Origin of the sequence: Limosilactobacillus coleohominis (assembly GCF_016901675.1) — a bacterium.
GTDB classification, from domain to species: Bacteria; Bacillota; Bacilli; order Lactobacillales; family Lactobacillaceae; genus Limosilactobacillus; species Limosilactobacillus intestinavium.
Map to the genome: position 1 here is coordinate 1 of NZ_JACJKU010000018.1, position 24,415 is coordinate 24,415.

Below are 24,415 nucleotides of genomic sequence, written 5' to 3' on the forward strand. Positions count from 1 at the left end.
AAAACTCTCACTTAACAGTTAGTTCTAATTGCAAAACAAAAAACAGCCCAAGCAAAATGACTGCTTGAACTGTAAATTTTATTATCAGTACCGATTGACAAAGAACCATTTATTTTGAGCAACAATAGGGGCCTAGCGTTCGTTTTACAAACGTTAGGCCCCCACCGTTGTAATGCACTTTTCTATACTAATTAGCAAAATAATGTTTCCAGAATTGGTTTACATTTTGCTTGTGGTTCTTGTTTTTGGACCAGAATCCAACTTTAACGACCCCATCAACTTTATTACGAGGAACAAATCCCCAGTAACGACTATCGTTTGATACGGTTCGGTTATCTCCTAGTACAAAATATTCACCCTTTGGAACTTTGGTGGCTCCTGAATTCTTCACCCAATTATTTTGCTTAGAAATACTCTTCAAAGTCCAGTTCCCTGTACCAGCTTTCCGCTGATCCATATTAATATAGCTTTGATTTGCTTTCTTACCATTTACATATAAATTCCCGTTTTGGGATTTAACAGTGTCACCAGGAAGAGCAATGACCCGCTTAACATAGTCAGTCTTGGTTGATACCTGTGGATCAACTCCATCGGCATTGAAAACAATGACACTTCCCCGGTGAATCTTTGACTGTTTAAAACTGAAAACCCGTTCATTATTTACCAAGTTCGGCAACATCGAAGGTCCATCTACCCGTACGTTTTGAAACAAAAAACTACGAATTAAAAGTGCCAGAATTAATCCAATTGCAATTGGAATAATCCAACTTAAAATTTGACGTAATGTCTTCATTTTTCCATCCCCGAATCACATAATTATTCAGCTTAATAATAGTACATTTTAAAATGAAATATCCACTATTATTACCGCTTCTTTAATTATTTTTCTGAATCTGTGTTGGAATGAATTTTAGCAATGCGCCCTTGTTGAATATAAACACTTAAAATTGCTAAATCAGCGGGGTTAACACCACTAATTCGAGAAGCTTGAGCTAACGTTTCTGGACGGATCTTTTCTAGCTTTTGCCGACCTTCCGTTGCTAAGCCTTCGATTGCTTCATAATCAATATCTGCTGGAATCTTCTTGGCTTCCATCCGCTTCAAGCGGTCAACCTTAACCTCTTCCTTCTTGATGTAGCCAGCGTACTTCAATTGAATTTCTACTTGTTCTGATTCTTGACGATTCAATTGATTTTCTGGAGCAGGAATGAATTCAAGCAACTTTTGATAGGTAACGTATGGTCGCCGTAGGAGTGCCGCAGCAGTTAACGAATCCTTAAGTGGATTATCACCATGTTCCTGAATGAAATCATCTGCAGGTGACTTCGGCTTAATTCGAATGCTCTCTAAACGCTTAATTTCATTAGCAACTGCTTGCTTTTTAGCTTCCATCTTAGCCAAACGTTCATCGCTAACTAAACCAATCTCATGTCCCTTTTCCATTAACCGGAAATCGGCATTATCATGACGTAAAATCAAACGATATTCAGCCCGACTTGTTAATAACCGATATGGTTCCTTAGTTCCTTTAGTAACTAAGTCATCAATCATAACACCAATGTAAGCATCAGACCGTTTTAAAACAAATGGCGATTTGCCAAGTGCGCGCCGTCCAGCGTTGATCCCAGCAATTAAGCCTTGACCAGCAGCTTCTTCGTAACCAGAAGTACCATTGGTTTGACCAGCTGTGTAAAGATTCTTAATTTTCTTAGTCTCTAAAGTAGGATGTAATTGATATGGTGAAACAACATCATATTCGATAGCATATCCAGGACGCATCAATTCTGCATCTTCTAACCCCTTAACAGAGTGAAGCATCTTTTGTTGAATTTCTTCTGGCATAGAAGTTGATAAACCATCTACGTAATATTCATCAGTGTCTCGGCCTTCAGGTTCCAAGAACAATTGGTGACGATCCTTGTCAGCAAACCGCACAATTTTGTCTTCGATTGAAGGACAGTATCGTGGACCAACCCCCTTAATTACTCCAGAAAACATTGGCGCACGATCCAAATTAGCACGAATCAAATCATGAGTATGTGGATTAGTGTAAGTTAACCAGCAAGAAATCTGGTCAGAGAGTGCTAAATATTGACTATCTGGTGTATCAAAGCTGAAGTGATTAGGTTCCTTATCGCCCGGTTGCTCTTCAGTTTCATCATAATGAATGGTGTTTCCGTTAATTCGTGGAGGTGTCCCAGTCTTAAAACGCTCCAAATCAAACCCAAGCCGTTCCAGACATTCGGAAAGCTTGGTTGCGCTCTTTGAGTTATTTGGACCAGATTCATACTGAAGTTCACCAATAATAATCTTGCCACGTGCAGCAGTTCCAACAGTTAGAACAACAGTCTTTGCACCATACTTGGCACCAGTGTTTGTGATTACACCTTTGCAAACACCATCTTCAACAATTAAATCGTCAACAGTTCCTTGGCGTAGAGTAAGGTTTGGTTCTTTTTCCAAAGTTAACTTCATTTGACGATGATATGCATGCTTATCGGCTTGCGCACGTAATGCTCGAACAGCAGGACCTTTTCCTGTATTAAGCATCCGCATTTGAATGTAGGTCTTATCAATGTTATGACCCATTTCACCACCAAGGGCATCAATCTCACGAACTACGATTCCCTTAGCCGGACCACCTAATGAAGGATTACATGGCATAAAAGCCACCATTTCCAAACTAATGGTAATTAACAACGTTTTATTGCCCATTCGAGCAGCGGCCAATGCTGCTTCTGAGCCTGCGTGACCGGCACCTACGACAATAACGTCATAATTACCGCCATCATATTGAATTGCTTCTCCTGTTTTCATATTTATCTCCTATTACTATTTTCCTAAACAGAATTGACTGAAGAGTTGATCAAGTAATTCGTCTTGATAACTATCACCAGTAATTTCCCCTAAAAGATCCCATGCATGGGTCATATCAATTTGAACTAAATCAACCGGCATTCCATCATCAAGGCCCTTTAAGACGTCACCTAATGCAGCATCAGCTTGCCGAAGAAGTCCAATATGACGCGCATTAGTTACCATCACATTATTTTGGCTACTCTCAATTCCCTTATCAAAGAACAAATGACTGATTGCTGAGGAAAGTTCATTAATTCCCTCATGTTTAGTCATTGATGCTTTAATAACAGGATCACCGTCAATCAGCTTAGCCAATTCCTGTTCATCAACTTTTGTTGGCAAGTCCGTCTTGTTTAAAATTACAATTCGTGGCTTATTCGCCGTCTGTTGAATTAATTCTTGATCTTCATCAGTTAATGACTGGGAACTATCAATTAGCAATAAAATCAAATCAGCCGTATCAATTGCTTGACGACTCCGTTCTACCCCAATCTTCTCAACTGTATCATTTGTATGCCGAATTCCTGCCGTATCAATTAATTTCAGTGGAACATCGTTGACATTAACATATTCTTCAATCACGTCACGCGTCGTTCCGGCAACATTAGTTACAATCGCCTTATCTTCATGTAATAGCGAATTTAATAAGCTTGATTTTCCAACATTAGGCCGACCAATTATGGCTGTTGCTAAACCATCACGCAAAACTTTGCCTTGTTTAGCAGTTTTTAGAAGGCCTTCAATGCGTTGACGAATCTCAATTGCCTTTTCCCGTAACATTTTACTGGTCATCTCTTCAACCGCATCATATTCAGGATAGTCAATATTAACTTCAACTTGAGCGAGAACATCCAAGATATCCTTACGAAGATGTTTAATCAAATGAGATAAATCACCATCTAATTGGTTTAAAGCGACCTTCATTGACTTATCAGTCTTCGCCCGAATCAGATCCATGACGGCTTCTGCTTGCGACAAGTCTAGACGTCCATTTAGAAAAGCACGTTTAGTAAATTCACCAGGTTCAGCCATTCGTGCTCCAGCACCAATTGTTAATTGCAAAATTCGGTTAGTTGCTAATAAACCACCATGACAGTTGATTTCAACTACATCCTCTTTGGTATATGTTTTAGGTGCCCGCATTACAGAAACCATCACTTCATCTACTTCATCACCTGTCTGGGGATCAATAATATGACCATAATTAATGGTATGAGTTGGTACATTTGCCAAGTCTTTGCCCTTAAAAATTTTTTTAACGACTGGAATCGCTTCTTCACCACTCACTCGAATAATTGAAATTCCACCTTCACCCACTGGAGTTGAAATGGCAGTAATGGTGTCAAATTCAGAATTAGCCAATGTGTCCCATCCTTTCTTCTTTAATAAAAAAAGTGCCTTTCCAGCCGCAACGTTCCCGTTGAAGATGGTCAAAGCACTTTCACTACTCTAACAAGTTCTATTTAATTATCACCGTTATTTTAAATTCACGATTCAAGATTGTCAACTTATGAACTAATTCTGTGGAGCAATAACAATGCTGCGGAATGGTTCTCGGCCATGAGAATAAGTTCGTACCCGATGCTCTTTTTCAGCTAGTTTATGGAGATACTTACGTTCTCGTGCGGGCATGGGGTCTAAAAAGACCGCCTGATTACTTGCAATTACTTGAGTAATACTTCTTTCCATAATCTTGTTTAATGTTGTTCGTCGCTTATCACGGTAATGATCTGAATCAAGCATTAAATCAACGTCCCGAATTCCATGATAATTTAAATAGGCCGCCCCTAACTGTTCTACTGCATTAATTCGTCGTCCATGATAACCGACAACCTGACCCGTATTTTCCGCAACGAGGTCAACTTCACAATAATGAGCCCGAATGATACGAATTTCTGGACGAATCTCTATCCCTAATTGTTGGTAAATATCATTTAAGTATTGCTGCAATCCCCCAACCGCTTTCTTCATAATGTTGAGATTGCGCTGATGGTTTTCAGCCATTTGTTGTTGGGCTTGCTCTTCAGCAGTTAGTTCTTGCTGTACCGGTTGATCAACTACGGCAGGCTTTGGAGATGGAGAATTGGTAACAGATTTTTCTGCTTGTTTTTGTTTCTTCTGAACTTGCTTACTTTTAAGTGTCACTTCCAATTTAGCAGGGCGTTTGCCAATTCCTAAAAAACCTCGCCGTGCTGTTTGTAATTCTTTAATTTGTAATTGTTCACGACCGACAGCAAAATATTTCGTTGCCTTTTGCAAAGCAGTTTCTTTGTCCTTACCAATAAAGATTGTCATGATTTCACCTCAAAAAAATACCACCAACCATAACTACCTAGTGGTTGTTTGGCTAGTGGCAATTCCTTATTTACGCTTGCTCTTTAATGCATTCCGTTTTGCATGGGCAATCTTGTTCTTACGTTGACGTTCAGCCCGTTGTTTAGCTTCCCGTTCACGTTTAATTTTGAATGGGTTTTGCAATAACAGCGTCTGTAATACCTGGAAGGCGTTTGTAACTACCCAGTAAAGGGTAATTGCGGATGAGAATCCTAATGCCATGAAGAAAATCATAATTGGCATGAACCAGGTCATTGCAGTCGACATGGAATTCTTTTCTGGCATCGAAGCCATTGAAAGCCATGAGCTAATAAAGGTAAAGAGTGCTGCTAAGATTGGTAAAACGTAGTAAGGGTCAGGATGACCTAATTGCAACCACAAGAATGACCCATGACGCAATGTACTAGTCCGCCAAATTGCTTGGTACAAAGCCCACATAACTGGCAATTGAACAATTAATGGCAACATTGACGCAAATGGATTAACACCTGCTTCTTTGTATAACTTTTGTTGTTCAACTTGTAGCTTTTGCATCGTTTCACGATCACGTGAAGAGTACTTTTGCTGAAGTTTCTTCAATTCAGGTGCTAACTCTTGCATCCGCATCATTGACTTAGTCTGGTAATACATCAATGGCAAAATAATGATTCGAATGATGATCGTAAAGATAATGATCCCCATTCCGTAACCGCCAAAGTGATTAGACAACCAAATGATGAAACGTGAACAGTTATAAATAATGTAGTGATCCCAAATACCAGTACTATGACTTGTAATCGGCTTATTGGAACATGCAGCTAAAAACAAGGTTAAACTCATAATTCCTAATAAGCTCAGGACCTTTTTAGGATGCTTTTTCATCTCGTACCTCTCTTAATCCTCTTCTAATAGGTGGGCTAGCTTAAGCGCATGCACTAAATTTTTCTTGGTATCAGCCATCGTCATCCCATCAGCAGCTGGTCGTGCAATTACCAAAAAATCAACATTAGACTTTAATTGTGGTTTGACTTCCAGTAGCGTTTGACGAATCCGCCGTTTTAACCAATTTCGGTGGACAGCATTACCAATTTTCTTTCCCACTGAAATTCCAACCCGGAAATGTGGTTGTCCAGGTTTTTCCATTTGATAGATAACAAATTTATGATTAGCAACGGAATTATGTGTTTCAAAAACCCGTTGAAATTCACTTTCTTTTTTTACTCGAAAAGATTTTCTCATAATTACTTAACTCCACAGTAATAAAAAAGGCGGCAGGATCATAACAAAACTACAATAATTAGAATTGCAGCAAAGTGTATGGCCCTGCCCCCTACTGAGAAAAAGCCGCATCAGCAGACTTTTTATGCAGATAATACTTTACGACCCTTTTGACGACGACGGGCCAATACCTTGCGACCGTTGCTAGTGCTCATCCGAGCGCGGAAGCCGTGTACACGAGCACGGTGACGCTTCTTAGGTTGAAATGTGCGCTTCATAAGTTATTGCACCTCCCAGCAATTAATAATTGTTCTTGTTTAACGTCCATAATTGGACAATCTCTTTAAACATACTGTCAAAGTATATCATACTTTTTCAGCGTGATAAAGGGGAATCTCACTGATTAAATTTTTTAGTTATCCACAATTTTATCCAAATAATCCACAGCGTTGTTTTTTTATTCTCCATTTTTTCATGAATCCACAGTGATTTGCACCTTATTTTTGAAATCCACACCCCTGTACATAAGGTTATCCACAGGATTGTGGATAACCCTGTGAATTACTGTTATTATCTAATTTAAGCCTGTAGATATCCACAAAATCCTGTGGATAGTTTGTGATTTCTGTGGATATTTCCACAAATTCACACCCCTGTGAGTTATTTCCACACAGCGTTGTGTAAATTGTGCATTTTTTTTTGACACCCTGTGGAAAACTATAAAAACTAATGATAGAATTACTTTTGGTTTTTATTTATCCACAATTTATCTTCGAGGAGGAATTATTTTGACTGAGCTCGATTCTCTCTGGGAAACGGTCCAAAACGAGTTTAAAAAGTCGATTACTCCACCGACTTACGAAAACGTCGTTGCTCCGGCAAAAGCGTACTCTCTTCAAAACCATCAATTAACAGTTGTTGTCCCAACGGACTACCATTTAGGCTGGTGGCAGAAGAGTTTGAATGTTCAATTGAAACACATCTGGCATGAACAAACGGGGGAAGAGATTGAACCCCGTTATGTCCTTACGAAGGATTTAATTAATGTCAAAAATGAGGGGCACAATTCTGATAAGCCTACTTATAAAACGCAGACTCCTTTAAATCCAGAGTATACATTTGAAAACTTTGTTGAAGGACGTACTAATCAATTTGCATATGCGTCAGCCTTTGCCGCATCCGAACAGCCTGGGGGGTTATATAACCCGCTACTGATTTATGGTGATGTTGGCCTTGGTAAAACTCACCTAATGCAAGCTATTGCAAACAATATGCTGGTTCATAATCCGGACGCCAAGATCAAATACGTCACTAGTGAGAACTTTATGAACGATTATATTAATTCCATTAAGAGCGGGACCCAGGAGCAATTCCGCCAAGAATATCGGGATTTAGATGCGCTATTAGTAGATGATGTACAATTCTTTAGCGAAAAAAATGGGACACAATTGGAATTCTTCAATACTTTTAATAGTCTGCATGATAATAACAAGCAGATTGTTTTAACCGCTGATCAAAATCCAAAAGAAATCCCAAATCTAACTGACCGGCTAGTTTCTCGATTTGTCTGGGGATTAACTGTTGAAATTACTGCCCCTGACTTAGAAACTCGAATCGCGATTTTAAACCGGAAAGCTGAGGAAGAAAACATTCAGGATATTCCAAATGAAGTGTTTTCTTACATTGCATCTAAAATCAATACCAACGTTCGAGAATTGGAAGGAGCACTCATGAGAGTCCGCGTTTTTGCAGACCTTCATAAAACCTCCATTAATGAAAGTGTTGCCCGTGAAGCACTCCAAGGAATTGGGAATGACGCACCTGCAACCCTTTCAATTGATCTGATTCAAAAGAAAGTTGCAGCTCATTTCAATATTAATCAAAGCGATATTACAGGGAAAAAACGGGTCAAAAATATTGTTGTGCCACGTCAAATTGCGATGTATCTTTCACGTGAATTGACGGACAACTCCTTACCACGAATTGGTAAAGAATTTGGCGGAAAAGACCATACTACCGTTCTTCATGCCATTGATAAAATTGAAAAGCAACTAGATACAGATTCTGAACTACAAAATGAAATTAATTCATTAAAGAAAGATTTACGTCCATAATGGTTGTGGATAACTAAAAAGATATCCCAAAGTAATCCACAAGTTATCCACATGTGGAAAAGTCAAAGTTCGCTTATTGTCTAGTTACTTTTCCACAATTTCCACAGGGCCTATTACTACTACTAAGTTTATATTAATTAAATATATATAATAAAGGAGCTTCCTCGAATGAAATTTACAATTAATCGTGTTTCATTTATTAATGAATTAAACAATGTGTTACGAGCAATTTCTTCTAAAACAACAATTCCTATTTTGACAGGAATTAAAATTGTTGTTGAAGATAACCAAGTTGTTTTAACAGGAAGTAACGCAGATATTACAATTCAAACCACTTTATCCGTAACTAATGGAGAAACTGCATTAACAATTGAAGAACCAGGTGCTATTGTGCTACCTGCTCGTTTCTTTAGTGAAATTGTTAAAAAATTACCTGATAAAGAAGTAACAATTGAAATTCGTGATGGTTTTCAAGCTAAAATTTCTTCAGGTAATGCAGAATTTAAGATCAATGGGCAAGATGCAAATAATTATCCACACTTACCAGAAATCGAAAATGCTGCCACGATCGCAGTTCCAGCAGATTTACTACGTGATGTGATTGAACAAACTAGAATTGCAGTATCTAAGCAAGAAAGTCGACCTATTCTTACTGGTATCCATGTAAAATTTGCAGATAATCAATTAACGGCAGTTGCAACGGATAGTCACCGTCTAGCACAACGCAAAGTTGCTTTGCCAACTGGCGATCAAACGTACGATGTTGTCATTCCTGGAAACAGCATGACAGAGTTAGCACGGATGATTGCAGATGTAAAAGATGATGTACAAGTTCAAATTGCAGAAAACCAAGTTTTATTCCAATTTGGAAATGCATTATTCTACTCCCGATTACTTGAAGGAATGTATCCAGAAACAAGCCGGTTAATTCCTGAAACTGCGGACACAACCATTGAATTAGATGCTGGTAAATTTTTAGCTGCCATTGATCGTGCATCACTACTTTCGCACCAAGGTCATAATAATGTTGTTAAATTGACGATTGATCCTGATAATAATGTCGCCAATATCAGTGGTGATTCTGCTGATGTTGGTAACGTTGAGGAAAACATTAGCGCTGATAAAATCGAAGGTGCTAAATTAGAAATTTCCTTTAATCCTGATTACATGAGTGATGCGTTGAAGTCTTTTGGTCAAACGACTGTTTTAATTTCATTTACTTCGCCATTACGACCATTTACACTTGTTCCAACTGAAGACCAAGAAAACTTTGTACAGTTAATTACACCAGTTCGGACATTCTAAGCATAGAATTAAAGCGTGATAGAAGTTGATTATGGCTTCGTATTCATACTTCTTACATGCAATAACGAGGGCCCAGCAACCGTTTAGCCGATTGCTAGGCCCTATTTCTATACAAAGAAAAGCAGTTAGTATATCTGTAAACTGAAATTAGAAAACGAAGAGTTGAGCTATTATCACTCAAAAACGAATCTCAGCAATTTTACCCCTTTTTTGATAAAAAACATTCGCTCACTATAAATTCGCTAAAATGGCTTGATATGACGTTTATATTTGTTTTTGGAGTGATAAAAGACTATAATATTAACGTATAGTAAAGTAGGTGAGTAGAGTGCAAAATAGTAAAGTTTTTCAAATAGATAGCGACTTTATTACCTTAGGCCAGCTTTTGAAAGAAGAAGGCATCATCCCAACTGGAGGTGCTGCAAAGTGGTTTTTGAGGGAACATCAGGTCAAAATTAATGGAGAACTTGATAATCGCCGGGGCAAAAAAATCCGCCCTAACGATGAAGTTGAAATTGTTGGTATCGAAACGGTTAAAATTGAAAGTAAGCAGTGATCGCAGATGATTCTTCAGGAACTGCACCTGAAAAACTTCCGTAATTATGATTATTTACAAGTAACATTTTCACCTGGAATTAATATATTAATTGGGGAAAATGCACAGGGTAAGACTAATCTGCTAGAGGCTATCCATGTTTTGGCATTAACAAAAAGCCACCGCACTTCAAAGGATCGTGAACTGATTCAATGGGAGCAGAAGCAGGCTTTTTTGTCTGGAAAAGTTCAAAAAAAAGTTGAAAAAGTACCTCTAGAAATTCAAATTTCCCAAGGTGGGAAACGGGTAAAGGTAAACCATCTTTATCAGAGTCGTTTGTCATCTTATGTTGGTAATTTGAATGTGGTCTTATTTGCTCCCGAAGACCTTGCGCTAGTTAAAGGAGCACCGCAAGTACGACGGCAATTCATGAATATGGAATTTGGACAGATGAGTAGCGCATATCTGTATAACGTTAGTCATTACCATTCATTGCTCCAACAACGCAATCAGTATCTCAAGCATCTCCGGTCTGGTGAACAAACAGATCGGATTTTATTGGGTGTCATTTCTGATCAGTTAGCTCAGTATGGGGCAGCAATAGTAATGGCGCGTTTTAAGTTACTAAAACAGTTAGAACAATGGGCTCAAAAACTTCATGAACATATTTCACTGCAAAAAGAACAGTTACAGTTGAAATATGTAACCCAATTGACGATTGACGATCAAACGCCAGTTGAAGATTTACAAAAACAGTTACGGAAATTATATGATGACAATATTGATCGTGAAATTACGTTAGGCACTACGATGGCGGGACCTCAACGCGATGACATTCACTTTATTGTGAACGGCCAAAATGTGCAGCATTTTGGATCACAAGGCCAGCAGCGAACGACTGCTTTAGCAGTTAAATTAGCTGAAATTGATTTAATGAAAGAGCAAACAGGTGAGTACCCCTTATTACTACTAGATGATGTGCTGTCAGAACTTGATGATGATCGTCAAACGCATTTGTTAACGGCGATTCAAGACAAAGTACAGACATTTTTAACTACAACAAGTTTAAGTGGGGTTGCTCGACAATTGATAAAACAACCAACAATTTTCCAAATTGATGGTGGAACATTGACAAAGGAGGAAACAACGTGAGCGATAAAGAACGTGAAGCGCAAGCAGAACAAGCCGAAGAAAAGGCTGAGCTGGGAAGTAAGTACGATGCAAGCCAAATTCAGGTTTTAAAGGGACTAGAAGCTGTACGTAAACGACCTGGGATGTATATTGGCTCGACAACCGCGCAAGGATTACACCACCTAGTATGGGAAATCGTTGATAACGGAATCGATGAAGCTTTAGCGGGATTTGCTGATGAAATTAACGTTGTTGTAGAAAAGGACAACAGTATTACCGTCACCGACAATGGTCGTGGTATTCCTGTTGACATCCAAAAGGAAACTGGGAAACCAGCTTTGGAAACTGTTTTTACGGTTCTTCACGCTGGTGGTAAGTTTGGCAATGGCGGTTACAAGGTTTCTGGTGGACTCCACGGTGTTGGTGCCTCTGTAGTTAATGCTCTTTCTACTGAATTAGATGTACGAGTTACTCGACAAGGCAAGCAATACTACATGGACTTTAATGGTGGTCATGTAAAAACACCGATGAAAGTCATTAAAGAAGGACTTCCTGAAGTGGAACATGGAACGACTGTCCACTTCAAACCAGATCCGGATATCTTCCGTGAGACCACGGTTTACAATATCAAAACATTAACGGATCGGATTCGTGAACTAGCCTTCTTGAATAAGGGATTGCGGATTACCATCGAGGATAAACGCAATGATGAAGATAATCGACAAGAATTCCACTATGAAGGGGGAATTCGGCATTATGTTGAATATCTAAACAAGGGGCATGAATTGTTGTTTGATCCACCAATTTATGTTGAAGGTGAATACAAGGGCATTACTGTTGAAGTGTCTTTGCAATATACCAGTGGTTACCGGTGTAACTTGTTGACGTTCACCAATAATATTCACACTTATGAAGGTGGTAGCCATGAAACCGGATTTAAGACTGCCTTAACACGGGTGATTAATGATTATGGACGTAAGAGCGGTCAACTAAAGGGAAATAACAGTACCCTTTCTGGTGATGATGTACGTGAAGGTTTAACTGCGGTCGTTTCAATTAAGCACCCTAACCCACAATTCGAAGGTCAAACTAAGACCAAATTGAGCAATTCTGACGCTCGGACTGCAACAGACCGGATTTTTAGTGAAACAATGACCCGGTTTATGATGGAACATCCAGATACAGCAAAGAAGATTGTTGAAAAAGGGATGCTGGCATCTAAAGCACGGGTAGCCGCAAAACGGGCCCGTGAAGTAACCCGTAAAAAGAGCGGTCTAGAAATCAGTAACTTGCCTGGTAAACTTGCTGATAACACCAGTAAAGACCCAAGCATTTCAGAATTATTTATCGTCGAGGGTGACTCCGCTGGTGGTTCAGCTAAGCAGGGTCGTTCACGATTAACTCAGGCAATTTTGCCAATTCGTGGGAAAATTCTAAATGTTGAAAAAGCTAGTCTAAACCGGGTACTAGCAAACGACGAAATTCGTTCCCTATTTACTGCATTGGGAACGGGCTTTGGTGAAGACTTCGATGTCTCTAAGGCTAACTATCATAAGCTTATTATTATGACCGATGCCGATGTCGATGGTGCACATATTCGGACTTTACTTCTAACGTTGTTCTACCGGTTTATGCGTCCAATGATTGAAAAGGGATATGTATATATCGCACAACCACCGCTGTATCAAGTTCGCCAAGGAAAATTTGTTAAATACATCGAATCAGACGAAGAACTTGAACGGGTTGTTAATTCACTGCAACCAAGTCCCAAACCCGTTATTCAACGTTACAAGGGTCTTGGTGAAATGGATGCTGAACAATTATGGGAAACAACTATGGATCCTGAACATCGTCATCTGCTTCGGGTTGATTTAGATGATGCAGCAGCAGCGGATCAAATTTTCCCAATGTTAATGGGAACCAAAGTAGGACCACGGCGTGAATTTATTGAAAAGAACGCCACCTTTGTTAAGAACTTAGACCTGTAATTTGAAGAAGGAGCAAGAGACGAGTGGCTGAAGATGAAATGTCAAATCGCATTACGGATGTCAAACTGACTAGCCAAATGCGAAATTCGTTTTTGGACTATGCAATGAGTGTAATCGTTTCACGTGCATTACCTGATGTACGTGACGGGTTAAAGCCTGTTCAAAGACGGATTTTATATGGAATGAATGAATTAGGGGTAACACCTGACAAGCCTTACAAGAAGTCCGCCAGAATTGTTGGGGATGTAATGGGGAAGTTCCACCCGCATGGTGATTCTTCAATTTATGAAGGGTTAGTTCGGATGGCTCAGGACTTTAGCTATCGCTACATGTTAGTTGATGGCCACGGTAACTTCGGTTCTGTCGATGGTGACGGTGCTGCCGCCATGCGTTATACAGAAGCTCGAATGAGCAAGATTACTGTGGAAATGTTACGGGACATCAATAAAGATACCGTTGATTTCCAGGATAATTATGACGGAACTGAGAAGGAACCAACGGTCTTACCTGCACGTTTTCCTAACTTACTAGTCAATGGGGCTTCTGGGATTGCTGTTGGGATGGCAACTAATATTCCAACTCATAATTTGGGTGAAGTCATCAGTGCAATCCATGTATTGATGAAGAACCCCGATGCTACAACTGAAGACCTGATGAAAGTATTACCAGGACCTGATTTTCCAACCGGTGGGGTTGTACTAGGGAAATCCGGAATTCGGAAAGCTTACGAAACTGGTAAAGGAACAATTGTTGTTCGTGCAAAAGTTGATATTGAGGAAACAAAGACCGGTCGCCAGCAAATCATTGTTCATGAAATTCCATATATGGTTAACAAAGCCAAATTAATTGAACGAATTGCTGAATTGGCTCGTGAAAAAGAAATCGATGGAATTACGGATGTTAACGATGAAACTGACCGTGAAGGAATGCGGATTGTAATTGATGTCCGGCGTGATGCCAGTGCTGAAGTTATCTTAAATAATTTATACAAGATGACACTAATGCAAACGACCTTTAACTTTAATATGTTAGCCATTGTTAATGGTGCTCCAAAGATTTTAAGCTTGAAGGAAATTCTACAGTACTATCTCGAACATCAAGAGAATGTTGTTCGGCGTCGGACAGAATTTGAATTAAAGAAGGCTCAAAGTCGGGCGCATATTGTCGAAGGTTTGCGGATCGCGCTTGACCATATTAATGAAATTATCAAGATTATTCGTCAATCACAAACGAGTGAAGTTGCTAAAAGCGAATTAATGAGCAACTATGGTTTAAGTGATCGTCAAGCACAAGCAATTCTTGATATGCGGCTAGTTCGTTTGACCGGTTTGGAACGCGAAAAGATCGAAGCCGAATATAAGAAATTAATGGAAGCCATCGCTGATTACAAAGATATTCTTGCTCACCGTGAGCGAATCCAAGAAATCATTTATGATGAATTAAAAGAAATTCAACGTAAATTTGGTGATCCACGGAGAACAGAATTACAAGTTGGTGACATTACTAACTTGGAAGATGAAGACCTAATTGAAGAACAAGATATTGTAGTAACTTTAACTCATAATGGTTATATTAAGAGACTGCCAGTAGATGAATTTAAGTCGCAAAACCGTGGTGGTCGTGGAGTTAAAGGAATGGGTGTTCATAGTGATGATTTCATTGAACATTTAATTTCTAGTTCAACTCATGACATGCTGTTGTTCTTCACCAATTCCGGAAAAGTGTTCTCTATGAAAGGGTACGAAATTCCTGAATATGGCCGGGCTGCACAAGGAATTCCAATTATTAATCTGTTAGGTATTAATGCTAAGGAAAAGATTAATGCAGTGATTAATGTTTCTCATACAGCGGATGAAGATGCGGACAGAGATTTATTCTTTGTTACCAAACAAGGAATTGTTAAGCGGACATCTGTTGAAGAATTTAGAAACATTCGTAGTAACGGACTTAAGGCCATTAATTTACATGACGGTGACGAATTAATTGCTGTTGAGATTATTGATCATGATCAAAACATGATTATCGGTACTCATGAAGGTTATGCGGTCAGCTTTAGTGCTGATGCAGTTCGTTCTATGGGACGTGCTGCTGCTGGTGTCCGTGGTGTTCGGCTACGTGAAGGTGACTTTGTCATTGGTGCTGGTCAATTAACGGCGGATAGCAAAGTACTGGTTATTAGTGAAAAAGGATTCGGAAAGCAAACACCAGCAAGCGAGTACCCGATTAAAGGCCGTGGCGGCAAAGGAATTAAAACCGTAAATGTTACTAAGAAGAACGGTCCTTTAGCTGGTTTAACAACAGTCCAAGGTGATGAGGACATCATGTTAGTCACAACTGAAGGGGTAATTATTCGATTCGGTGTTGAAACGGTTTCTGAGACTAGTCGTGCTACAATTGGTGTTCATTTAATTAAGCTTAGTGATGGATCCAAAGTAGCTACGATGACTCGCGTTGCAAAAGAGGACGATGGATCCGATGATGACCAATCAACTAATGACGAAGAGACAACGGTAGCTAAACCAGAAAGCGAAAATAATTAATATAAAAGATCTGAAAATGCGTCTTTAATAACTAGACCGCAATTTCAGATCTTTTTGCTTATAGCTTGTTATTTAACTTGAACTATGGTAATATTTTAATCTGTGAGTATACGTTTTAGAACGTCTACTCTCCTTGTTCTTTCTCATGAGGAGAAGGGGCCAGAGTCCATAAGGAGGTGTAACATTCATGGAAACACGCAAATATGAAATTACTTACATCATTCGTCCTGATATCGATGAATCAGCAAAGAGTGAATTAGTAGAACGCTTTGACAAGGTTCTTTCAGACAATGGTGCAACTGTTGTTGACTCAAAGGATTGGTCAACTCGTCGTTTCGCTTACCCAATTGATAAGTACACTGAAGGTACTTACCACGTGGTTAACGTAACTACTGACACTGATCAACCATTAAACGAATTCGATCGTTTATCCAAGTTCAGCGACGACATTTTACGTCACATGATCGTTAAGCGTGGATAGTCTTAACGAAATTATTTGAGAGGAGTGATGTCCGATGTTAAATCGTGTAGTATTAACTGGACGGTTAACTAGAGATCCGGAATTGCGGTACACCGGTAGCGGAACAGCTGTTTGTAGTTTTACAGTAGCTGTTGATCGCCAATTTAGAAATCAAAATGGTGATCGGGACGCAGATTTCATTAACTGTGTTATTTGGCGGAAGTCTGCCGAAAATTTCGCTAATTTCACTCATAAGGGTTCATTAGTCGGTATTGATGGCCGTCTATCTACTCGAAATTACGAAAATAACCAAGGTCAACGGGTTTATGTGACTGAAGTTACCGTTGATAACTTTGCATTACTTGAACCTCGTTCAAGTAATCAAGGCAATAATGGTGGTTTTAACAATAATCAAAACTTTAACCAAAACAATGCCTTTAATAATAACAACAACGGTGGTAATTTCGGCAATCAAAATCCTTCTCAACCAGCCGCAAACAATAATCAACCAGTCTTTAATCAAGATAACCAGGTTGATTTGAGCACGTTACCATTTAACAATGAAGATTCTTCAAATGATAACGGGATTAACATCGATGATAATAGTGCAATGAGCACTAACAATAATAAAGATAAGGACAACTCATCAGATAACGATGGTGATCAACCATCAATTGATGATGTACCGTTCTAAATAATCTACAATAACGGGGAGGTAATTTCATGGCACAACAACGTCGTGGTGGTCGTCGTCGTCGCAAGGTCGACTTCATCGCCGCAAACCACATTGACTACATTGATTACAAAGACACTGATTTATTACGCCGGTTCATTTCTGAACGTGGTAAGATCTTACCACGTCGGGTAACTGGAACTAGTGCTAAGAACCAACGCCGCTTAACTATCGCAATCAAGCGTGCACGGATCATGGGTCTTCTACCATTTGTTGCTGAAGACTAATTAAATAAAGAGATATGAGTGATAAGCTCATATCTCTTTTTTAGTACAATGTTATGACCGGGTTGTGATAAGATAGTAGTGTTAATGTCAATACTGGGAGGTGAGAAACAATGCGATTTTGGTTTGGTCAAAATACAATTGCCAAAGTCTTTAAAAATCGATGGCTTCGCTGGAATACCATTTACTTACTGGCAACAACGGTAATTGCAGTTGTTGTGGCGTTCTTAGTAAACTGGGCAGTAGGAATTATCCTATTGTTATTAGGGATTATCGGCCTTGTAATGAGCTTGTCGCAATTACAACACCTGGCAGGTGAAACTGAACAATATCTTAGTGACCTCACGTATGAAGTCCAAAATAGCCAACAAGAAGCCCTATTAGAAATGCCAATTGGGATCATTATTATGAACTCAAAAGATGTTGTTCGCTGGGCTAACCCATATATGGTTAAATATTTTGGTGATGACATAGTTGTTGGTGATAAATTAGAGAACAGTGTTCCTGAATTAGCCAAGATTGTAGAGGAGCATCGTGATGATTCTCAACCAGCTGTGGTTACATGGCGAGACCGCCAATTTGAATTTCGTTATCAAAAACGGTTTAATAACATCTACCTAATGGATATAACGAAATATGAAGAAATCAACCAACGGTATATTAATGAACGGCTTTTCCTGGGAAATATTTATCTAGATAATTACGTTGAATTAACACAGGGAATGAGTGACTCAGACGTTTCGAATTTGCATAATTATGTTACTTCTGAATTGAGTGATTGGGCTGATAAATTTAATCTCCTGCTTAAGGTAATTGATGATGATAATTATCTCCTCTTGGGTCATGAGATTGATTTACATAAACTAGAAGAGCGAAAGTTTAAAATCTTAGATACTATTCGCGAGAATACGTCTAAAATGAATTCACCAGTTACTTTAAGTGTTGGGATTTCATATGGGCAGACTGATTTTATTAAATTAGCTGATACAGCGCAGCGTAATCTTGACCTTGCCTTAGGACGTGGTGGTGATCAAGTGGTCGTTAGAGCTGAGGACGAGCAAGCGCGCTTCTTTGGTGGAAAAACTAACCCAATGGAAAAGCGGACTCGAGTACGAGCACGTGTGATGAGTCATGCTTTCCAAGAATTAATGAATCAAGCAGATCAAATCTTTGTTGTTGGACATACCAATCCTGATATGGACTCGATGGGTGCTTGCTTAGGTATTCGCAGAATTGCGGAAATGAATGACAAGAAATGCTGGATTGTTTTAGATCAAGAACGGCTCCATTCAGATGTTGCAAAGCTATTATTCCAGTTCAAAGATTATCAAAGCATTGAAGATTGCATTATTTCTCCAGAAGAAGCCCTTGATAAAGCAACAGATAAGAGTTTACTGGTAATGGTTGATCATTCTAAGGTTAGTCTTTCGATGGCTCCTAAGCTTTATGAACGGCTAACAAATCGGACAGTAATTATCGACCATCACCGGCGGGGAGAAGAATTTCCTGAAAATCCATTGTTGGTATATATTGAACCATACGCTTCATCAACTTGTGAGTTGATTACAGAAATGTTTGAATATCAGCCACGAGAAGGTAAGGGACTAAACAAAATTGAAGCAACAGCAATGCTGACAGGGATTGAAGTCGACACTAAGAATTTTATACAAAATTCAGGCACACGAACTTTTGATGCAGCAAGTTATCTACGTTCAGCCGGTGCTGATGGACAGTTAATTCAGTACTTTATGAAAGAAAATGTTGATGATTTTATGGAACGTAACCATTTAATCGCCAATACAAAGTTTGTCGATGATAAAATAGCATTATGTGTTGGACCAGATGATAAAATTTACGACATAGTAACCGCGGCTCAGGCGGCCGATATGTTATTGCAAGTTGAAGGGGTTAGTGCTTCATTTGTAATTACTCGACGTTCAAGTGATACAATTGGAATCTCTGCACGTTCAGTTGGTGACTATAATGTTCAAATTATCATGGAAAAAATGGGTGGCGGTGGTCACCTTGGTAATGCTGCAACACAAATCAAGGGTCATTCAATAGACGAAGTAAAGCAGCAATTATTAGATATTCTTCAGTCCAAAGATGACACAGAAGAAACAGAGGAGTGATTTAGAATGAAAGTTGTATTTATTGAAGATGTTAAGGGACGTGGCAAGCGTGGCGAAGTAAAAAACGTTCCAGATGGTTACGCCCAAAACTTTTTAATTCCTCGTGGTAAGGCTAAGGCGGCTACTAAGGCGGCTCTTAGTGAAGTAAAGGGACAAGAACGTTCTAAAGAAAAGCATGAAGCCGAAGAACTAGCTGAGGCAAAGAAGCTTAAGAATGCTTTGGAAAGCGATGATATGGTATTAGAAATGAAAGGAAAGGCCGGCACTGATGGGCGGATGTTTGGTTCAATTTCTAGTAAACAAATCGCTAAGGCTTTACAAGACCAATACAATATTAAGCTGGATAAACGCAAGTTAGAACTAGCTGCGCCAATTAAGGCCTTAGGTTATGTGACTGTAAAGGTTAAGCTTCACCGCAACGTTGAAGCAAGTATGCGGGTTCACATTGCAGAAAAATAAAATTTAAAAAGTAGGGAGGGTCATCGTGGATAATGCACCAGAAATAAATCGAACACCACCGCGCAATCTTGAAGCTGAACAAGCGGTGCTCGGTGCAGCTTTCTTGGCCAAGGATGCGATTGTCGAAGCGATGGAGTACGTGAAGTCCGATGACTTCTATACCCGTGCTCACCAGATCCTGTTTGCTGCAATGATCAAATTAAATGATCAGGATGTTCCCATTGATATTGTCTCATTAAAGAATGAGTTAGATCGAGAACATCAAACTGAAAACGTTGGTGGCGTGGAATATCTTGCTAAACTGGCAGGAGCAGTTCCTACCGCTGCTGATGTAGCTTACTATGCCAAGATTGTTAAAGAGAAATCAATAGCGCGGAAACTGATTGATACTGCAACGCAAATTGTTAGCAAAAGTTACAATGATGATGAAGACCTCACAGATTTACTAGATGATGCTGAGCGTTCTATTTTAGGGGTTGCTGAAAGTAACAACAACACAGACCTGAAAAAAATTGGTGATCTGTTAGATTCTTCAGTTAACAAAATTTTTGATCTGTCTCGTCAAGAGTCAGATGTAACAGGGATTGCGACAGGATATCCGCAACTCGATAAAATGACTACGGGACTTCATCCTGATGAATTGGTAATACTAGCAGCACGTCCTGCAATGGGGAAGACTGCTTTTGCACTTAATATTGCCCAAAACGTAGCCATCAAAAATAATACTTCTGTTGCAATCTTCAGCCTTGAAATGGGGGCTGAATCGTTAGTTAATCGGATGTTATGTGCAGAGGGTAGTATTAACGCTAATCACTTGCGGACAGGAGAATTAACGCAAGACGAATGGCGTAGTCTGTGGGTGGCAGCAAGTACATTGAACGACGCTGACATCTATATTGATGATACGCCGGGCATTCGAGTACCCGAAATTCGTGCTAAATGTCGAAGATTAGCAAAGCGGACTGGTAATTTAGGGTTGATTGTCATTGATTACCTCCAGCTAATTGAGGGCGGTAATTCAGAAAACCGTCAGCAAGAAGTTTCTGAAATTTCACGACAACTGAAAAAATTAGCTAAGGAGCTACAATGTCCTGTAATTGCTCTGTCACAATTATCTCGTGGTGTTGAACAACGACAAGATAAACGACCAGTATTATCTGACATTCGGGAATCTGGATCAATTGAACAGGATGCCGACATTGTTAGCTTCTTGTATCGTGATGATTACTATGAGCGTGAACAAAATGATGATAATCAAGAAACAAATCAGCAACAAAATTCACAAGATGATACACCGAGTCTGAGTGAAGTTGAAGTTATTATTGATAAAAACCGGAGTGGTCCACGAGGAACTGTGAAATTACTCTTTAATAAAACATATAATAAATTTGCTTCAATCGATTATCAGCATGATGATCAAGCGTAATTCAAAAGAGGCTGGGTATTTCCCAGCCTCTTTCAAGTTAGCTAATAATTAAGGGAGAATAAAGTAATGAAGAAGGGAATCAAACTCCACTGGCTATTATTTGGGGTCTTCCTAGTTAATTTTGGAAATAGTTTTGTGTGGCCACTAACGACGGTCTATATTCACGACCAGCTTCACCAATCTTTAACAATTGCTGGGTTAGTAATTCTTTGCTATTCTGGAGCAAACGTTGTTGGTAGCTATATTGCAGGAATTCTATTTGACCGCTATAATCCAAGGACCCTTATGTTAGAAGGATTAGTTGGTGCAATTGCCACAATGTTCATTTTAGTTTGGCGGAGTGGCTGGCCGATTTATCCAATCATGTTAACTCTTGTAGGGTTCTTTAATGGTTGGCTAGTAACTCTCCATAATTCTTACGGAACAATGGTTCAAGGTCACGATGGGCGATTTGTATTTAATATGATTTACTTCTCTAATAATTTAGGGATGGTATTTGCAACGAGTGCAGTTGGCCCCTTATACCAGTATTCTCATAATCAAGTTGGTCCGTTGTTCTTACTAACTGGATTATTGTATTTGCTTTTTATGGGGATTGTCTATAAGTTTTATCGAGTTCATGTTGAGCGGCGAAATGATGAGGCAATTAACGCTGATGAAATGCAAAACCAGCAAAGAACAAAGTTGCCAATGCCTAATCTACAGATTATTTGGACGTTATTTATGGCATTGGTGGTAATTTGGATTACCTACTCACAGTGGTCCAGTAATATGTCAGTCTATGTAACGAATCATAATATTTCTATGACTTTATATAGTCTCTTATGGACGGTTAATGGAATGATGGTAGTTATTCTTCAGCCATTGATGAATATCGTTAATCAATACATTAAAAATGATTATGGAAAAATCTATGTTGGAATTTGTGGTATTACATTATCATTTATTGTGCTACTATTCGCAAAACAATACATTTGGTTTGTTATCGGAATGGTAGTACTAACTCTAGGAGAAGTTACAGTGTTTCCAACAGTTCCAGCAGTGGTTGATCAATTATCACCTAAGGATGAAAAAGGACGTTATCAAGGTTTATTAAACGCGTTTATCTCTTTTGGAAAAGCCGTTGGTCCAGCACTTGGTGGACTTGTCATTGAGGCATTTTCTTATAAACCATTGTTTATTACATGTGCTGTAGCACTGATATTGGTGGTAATTTTAACGAGTTTCGTTTTAGAGCGGAACAAGAAATATGTTACCAAGTATTAGCTAAGGGTTTTGCAAATAGTGGCAACTACATGCTAATCTTCTTAGTTACAGATAAATAAAAAAGACGATCATCATTTGATGATCGTCTTTTTATAATGATGGGCAGTCAGGGGATCGAACCCTGGACCCACGGATTAAGAGTCCGTTGCTCTGCCAGCTGAGCTAACTGCCCATGTCTTAACAACGAGTACTATTATATAAATATTTATTCACATTTGCAAGCACTTTTTTAAGAAATGAATAAAAAAAGAGAACGGAGAAATTATCTCCGCTCTCTGTAAACCTCTGATGGGCAGTCAGGGGATCGAACCCTGGACCCACGGATTAAGAGTCCGTTGCTCTGCCAGCTGAGCTAACTGCCCATAATTATTAGCACAATAAGTATATTATCATTTTATATTAAAATTAACAAGCTTTTTTTGACGTTTTTTTAAATTTTCATCTAAGTGGTATAATATGAAAGTACTAAAAACGCAGTAAATAAGGTTTGTTGAATTAACAAGTTTATAATTGGAGGAATTCACATGGCCAATAAAGTTTTGGTAATTGATGATGAAAAGCCGATTTCAGACATCATCAAATTTAACCTAGAAAAAGAGGGTTACGAGGTGGTAACTGCTTTTGATGGTGAAGAAGGGTTAGAAAAAGTTGAAAGTGATCAACCAGACTTGATCATTCTGGATTTAATGTTGCCTAAAATTGATGGGTTGGAAGTTGCAAAACGGGTACGAGCAAAACATAATACGCCAATTATCATGGTAACAGCTAAGGATTCTGAATTAGATAAGGTATTAGGCCTTGAATTAGGAGCTGATGACTATGTTACAAAGCCATTTTCCAATCGAGAACTTGTAGCTCGGGTAAAGGCTAACTTACGTCGTCAAGATGCAGGCAGCGCACCAAATGAGACAGAAAATAATGATATAAAGATTGGTGATTTAACGATTCATCCCGATGCATATACTGTTACTAAGCGCGGGGAAAACATTAATTTGACTCATCGTGAATTTGAATTATTACATTACTTAGCACAGCATATTGGTCAAGTAATTAAGCGAGAACAATTATTACAAACGGTTTGGGGTTATGATTATTTCGGTGACGTACGAACTGTTGATGTAACTGTGCGTCGGTTAAGAGAAAAGATTGAAGATAATCCTAGCCATCCACAATGGTTAGTGACTCGGCGTGGGGTTGGTTACTACTTAGCAAATCCTAATCAGGAGTAGGAGAAAATAAGTTGTGAACAGCAAACTAAAATTTTACCAATCAATTCATTTTAAAATCGCCCTGGTTTTTGCGTTAATGTTAATGTTGACGCTAGAGATTGTTGGGGCGGTTTTTGTGCGTCAATTGGAACGCCAAAATATTTCTAACTTTAAACAGCAAATTGAATTGCCGTCGTATATTGATAATTCATTAGCTAATCAGGTGGGACGAAAAAACACTAAAAAAGCTAACCGACAAATTCGTGAAATATTAACCGAAGTTAACAATAATAACATTTCAGAAATTCGGGTAATTGATAGTAAGGGGATTATTAGAGGCAGTAGTAATAGTAACAATCATAGTATTGTTGGCCAACGAACAACTGATAATACAGTTAAAAACGTGCTATCAACTAATCGCTCCCATAGTAAAAATATTTATGATGATAGTAATCATAATCGCTATTATGTAAATGTTGTCCCTCTATTAAGCAACAACAATAC

At 38.9% G+C, this 24,415-nt stretch carries 21 protein-coding genes, 2 tRNA genes and 1 pseudogene; 15 read left to right on the top strand and 9 right to left on the bottom strand.

Annotated elements, in window-relative coordinates:
- Positions 1–187: 187 nt before the first annotated feature.
- From lepB to rpmH, 7 genes are all read right to left on the bottom strand, one after another.
- On the bottom strand, positions 188–793 hold the full coding sequence (gene lepB, locus H5975_RS02890) for a signal peptidase I (protein WP_178662278.1): 606 nt from the start codon (positions 791–793) through the stop codon (positions 188–190).
- Between the two features lie 86 nt (positions 794–879).
- A complete protein-coding gene (mnmG, locus tag H5975_RS02895) occupies positions 880–2,817 on the bottom strand; it encodes a tRNA uridine-5-carboxymethylaminomethyl(34) synthesis enzyme MnmG (RefSeq protein WP_239459507.1) in 1,938 nt (645 codons plus the stop codon).
- Positions 2,818–2,832: 15 nt separating this feature from the next.
- The gene (gene mnmE, locus H5975_RS02900) at positions 2,833–4,221 is read right to left on the bottom strand and encodes a tRNA uridine-5-carboxymethylaminomethyl(34) synthesis GTPase MnmE (protein ID WP_204784817.1); all 1,389 of its coding nucleotides are present in this window, start codon (positions 4,219–4,221) and stop codon (positions 2,833–2,835) included.
- Between the two features lie 153 nt (positions 4,222–4,374).
- Entirely contained in the window at positions 4,375–5,154 is a 780-nt protein-coding gene (locus H5975_RS02905; protein ID WP_204784818.1) for a R3H domain-containing nucleic acid-binding protein, read from the bottom strand.
- 66 nt (positions 5,155–5,220) lie between these two features.
- Entirely contained in the window at positions 5,221–6,054 is an 834-nt protein-coding gene (yidC, locus tag H5975_RS02910) for a membrane protein insertase YidC (protein ID WP_178662284.1), read from the bottom strand.
- A 12-nt stretch (positions 6,055–6,066) separates the two neighbouring features.
- Positions 6,067–6,411 (bottom strand): ribonuclease P protein component, encoded by a 345-nt coding sequence (gene rnpA / locus H5975_RS02915; RefSeq protein WP_178662286.1) that lies wholly within the window; start codon positions 6,409–6,411, stop codon positions 6,067–6,069.
- Between the two features lie 122 nt (positions 6,412–6,533).
- Complete coding sequence (gene rpmH, locus H5975_RS02920) at positions 6,534–6,668, bottom strand: 50S ribosomal protein L34 (RefSeq protein ID WP_006917488.1); 135 nt, start codon at positions 6,666–6,668, stop codon at positions 6,534–6,536.
- Between the two features lie 510 nt (positions 6,669–7,178).
- Here rpmH and dnaA point away from each other — a divergent pair.
- From dnaA to H5975_RS02985, 13 genes are all read left to right on the top strand, one after another.
- Entirely contained in the window at positions 7,179–8,504 is a 1,326-nt protein-coding gene (dnaA, locus tag H5975_RS02925) for a chromosomal replication initiator protein DnaA (RefSeq protein ID WP_204784819.1), read from the top strand.
- A 168-nt stretch (positions 8,505–8,672) separates the two neighbouring features.
- Positions 8,673–9,809 carry a DNA polymerase III subunit beta gene (gene dnaN, locus H5975_RS02930; RefSeq protein ID WP_178662290.1) on the top strand — a complete coding sequence of 379 codons (1,137 nt, stop codon included), beginning with the start codon at positions 8,673–8,675 and terminating at the stop codon, positions 9,807–9,809.
- Positions 9,810–10,137: 328 nt separating this feature from the next.
- The gene (gene yaaA, locus H5975_RS02935; protein WP_178662292.1) at positions 10,138–10,365 is read left to right on the top strand and encodes a S4 domain-containing protein YaaA; all 228 of its coding nucleotides are present in this window, start codon (positions 10,138–10,140) and stop codon (positions 10,363–10,365) included.
- Between the two features lie 6 nt (positions 10,366–10,371).
- Positions 10,372–11,496, top strand: a complete 1,125-nt coding sequence (gene recF, locus H5975_RS02940) for a DNA replication/repair protein RecF (protein WP_204784820.1) — start codon at positions 10,372–10,374, stop codon at positions 11,494–11,496.
- A 50-nt stretch (positions 11,497–11,546) separates the two neighbouring features.
- Positions 11,547–13,463: a DNA topoisomerase (ATP-hydrolyzing) subunit B gene (gene gyrB, locus H5975_RS02945; protein WP_178662310.1), complete on the top strand. Its 1,917-nt coding sequence runs from the start codon at positions 11,547–11,549 to the stop codon at positions 13,461–13,463.
- A gap of 23 nt (positions 13,464–13,486) precedes the next feature.
- Positions 13,487–16,003 carry a DNA gyrase subunit A gene (gene gyrA / locus H5975_RS02950; protein ID WP_304133929.1) on the top strand — a complete coding sequence of 839 codons (2,517 nt, stop codon included), beginning with the start codon at positions 13,487–13,489 and terminating at the stop codon, positions 16,001–16,003.
- Positions 16,004–16,190: 187 nt separating this feature from the next.
- Complete coding sequence (rpsF, locus tag H5975_RS02955) at positions 16,191–16,484, top strand: 30S ribosomal protein S6 (RefSeq protein ID WP_178662298.1); 294 nt, start codon at positions 16,191–16,193, stop codon at positions 16,482–16,484.
- A 34-nt stretch (positions 16,485–16,518) separates the two neighbouring features.
- Complete coding sequence (gene ssb, locus H5975_RS02960) at positions 16,519–17,157, top strand: single-stranded DNA-binding protein (RefSeq protein WP_204784821.1); 639 nt, start codon at positions 16,519–16,521, stop codon at positions 17,155–17,157.
- Between the two features lie 29 nt (positions 17,158–17,186).
- Positions 17,187–17,423 (top strand): 30S ribosomal protein S18, encoded by a 237-nt coding sequence (rpsR, locus tag H5975_RS02965; RefSeq protein ID WP_178662302.1) that lies wholly within the window; start codon positions 17,187–17,189, stop codon positions 17,421–17,423.
- A 110-nt stretch (positions 17,424–17,533) separates the two neighbouring features.
- Positions 17,534–19,552, top strand: coding sequence for a DHH family phosphoesterase (locus H5975_RS02970; RefSeq protein ID WP_204784822.1), 2,019 nt, complete (start codon positions 17,534–17,536; stop codon positions 19,550–19,552).
- Between the two features lie 6 nt (positions 19,553–19,558).
- Positions 19,559–20,011: a 50S ribosomal protein L9 gene (rplI, locus tag H5975_RS02975; RefSeq protein WP_204784823.1), complete on the top strand. Its 453-nt coding sequence runs from the start codon at positions 19,559–19,561 to the stop codon at positions 20,009–20,011.
- 25 nt (positions 20,012–20,036) lie between these two features.
- Positions 20,037–21,437 carry a replicative DNA helicase gene (gene dnaB / locus H5975_RS02980; protein ID WP_204784824.1) on the top strand — a complete coding sequence of 467 codons (1,401 nt, stop codon included), beginning with the start codon at positions 20,037–20,039 and terminating at the stop codon, positions 21,435–21,437.
- A 66-nt stretch (positions 21,438–21,503) separates the two neighbouring features.
- Positions 21,504–22,703: an MDR family MFS transporter gene (locus H5975_RS02985; RefSeq protein ID WP_204784825.1), complete on the top strand. Its 1,200-nt coding sequence runs from the start codon at positions 21,504–21,506 to the stop codon at positions 22,701–22,703.
- Positions 22,704–22,802: 99 nt separating this feature from the next.
- Here the strand turns inward: H5975_RS02985 and H5975_RS02990 are convergent.
- Both H5975_RS02990 and H5975_RS02995 read right to left on the bottom strand, forming a co-directional pair.
- Positions 22,803–22,875, bottom strand: a tRNA-Lys gene (locus H5975_RS02990).
- A 117-nt stretch (positions 22,876–22,992) separates the two neighbouring features.
- Positions 22,993–23,065: transfer RNA gene (locus H5975_RS02995), tRNA-Lys, on the bottom strand.
- Between the two features lie 162 nt (positions 23,066–23,227).
- Here H5975_RS02995 and yycF point away from each other — a divergent pair.
- Positions 23,228–23,932 carry a response regulator YycF gene (gene yycF / locus H5975_RS03000; RefSeq protein ID WP_178660770.1) on the top strand — a complete coding sequence of 235 codons (705 nt, stop codon included), beginning with the start codon at positions 23,228–23,230 and terminating at the stop codon, positions 23,930–23,932.
- Between the two features lie 13 nt (positions 23,933–23,945).
- Positions 23,946–24,415: pseudogene (locus tag H5975_RS03005) on the top strand (cell wall metabolism sensor histidine kinase WalK); the annotation flags it as partial.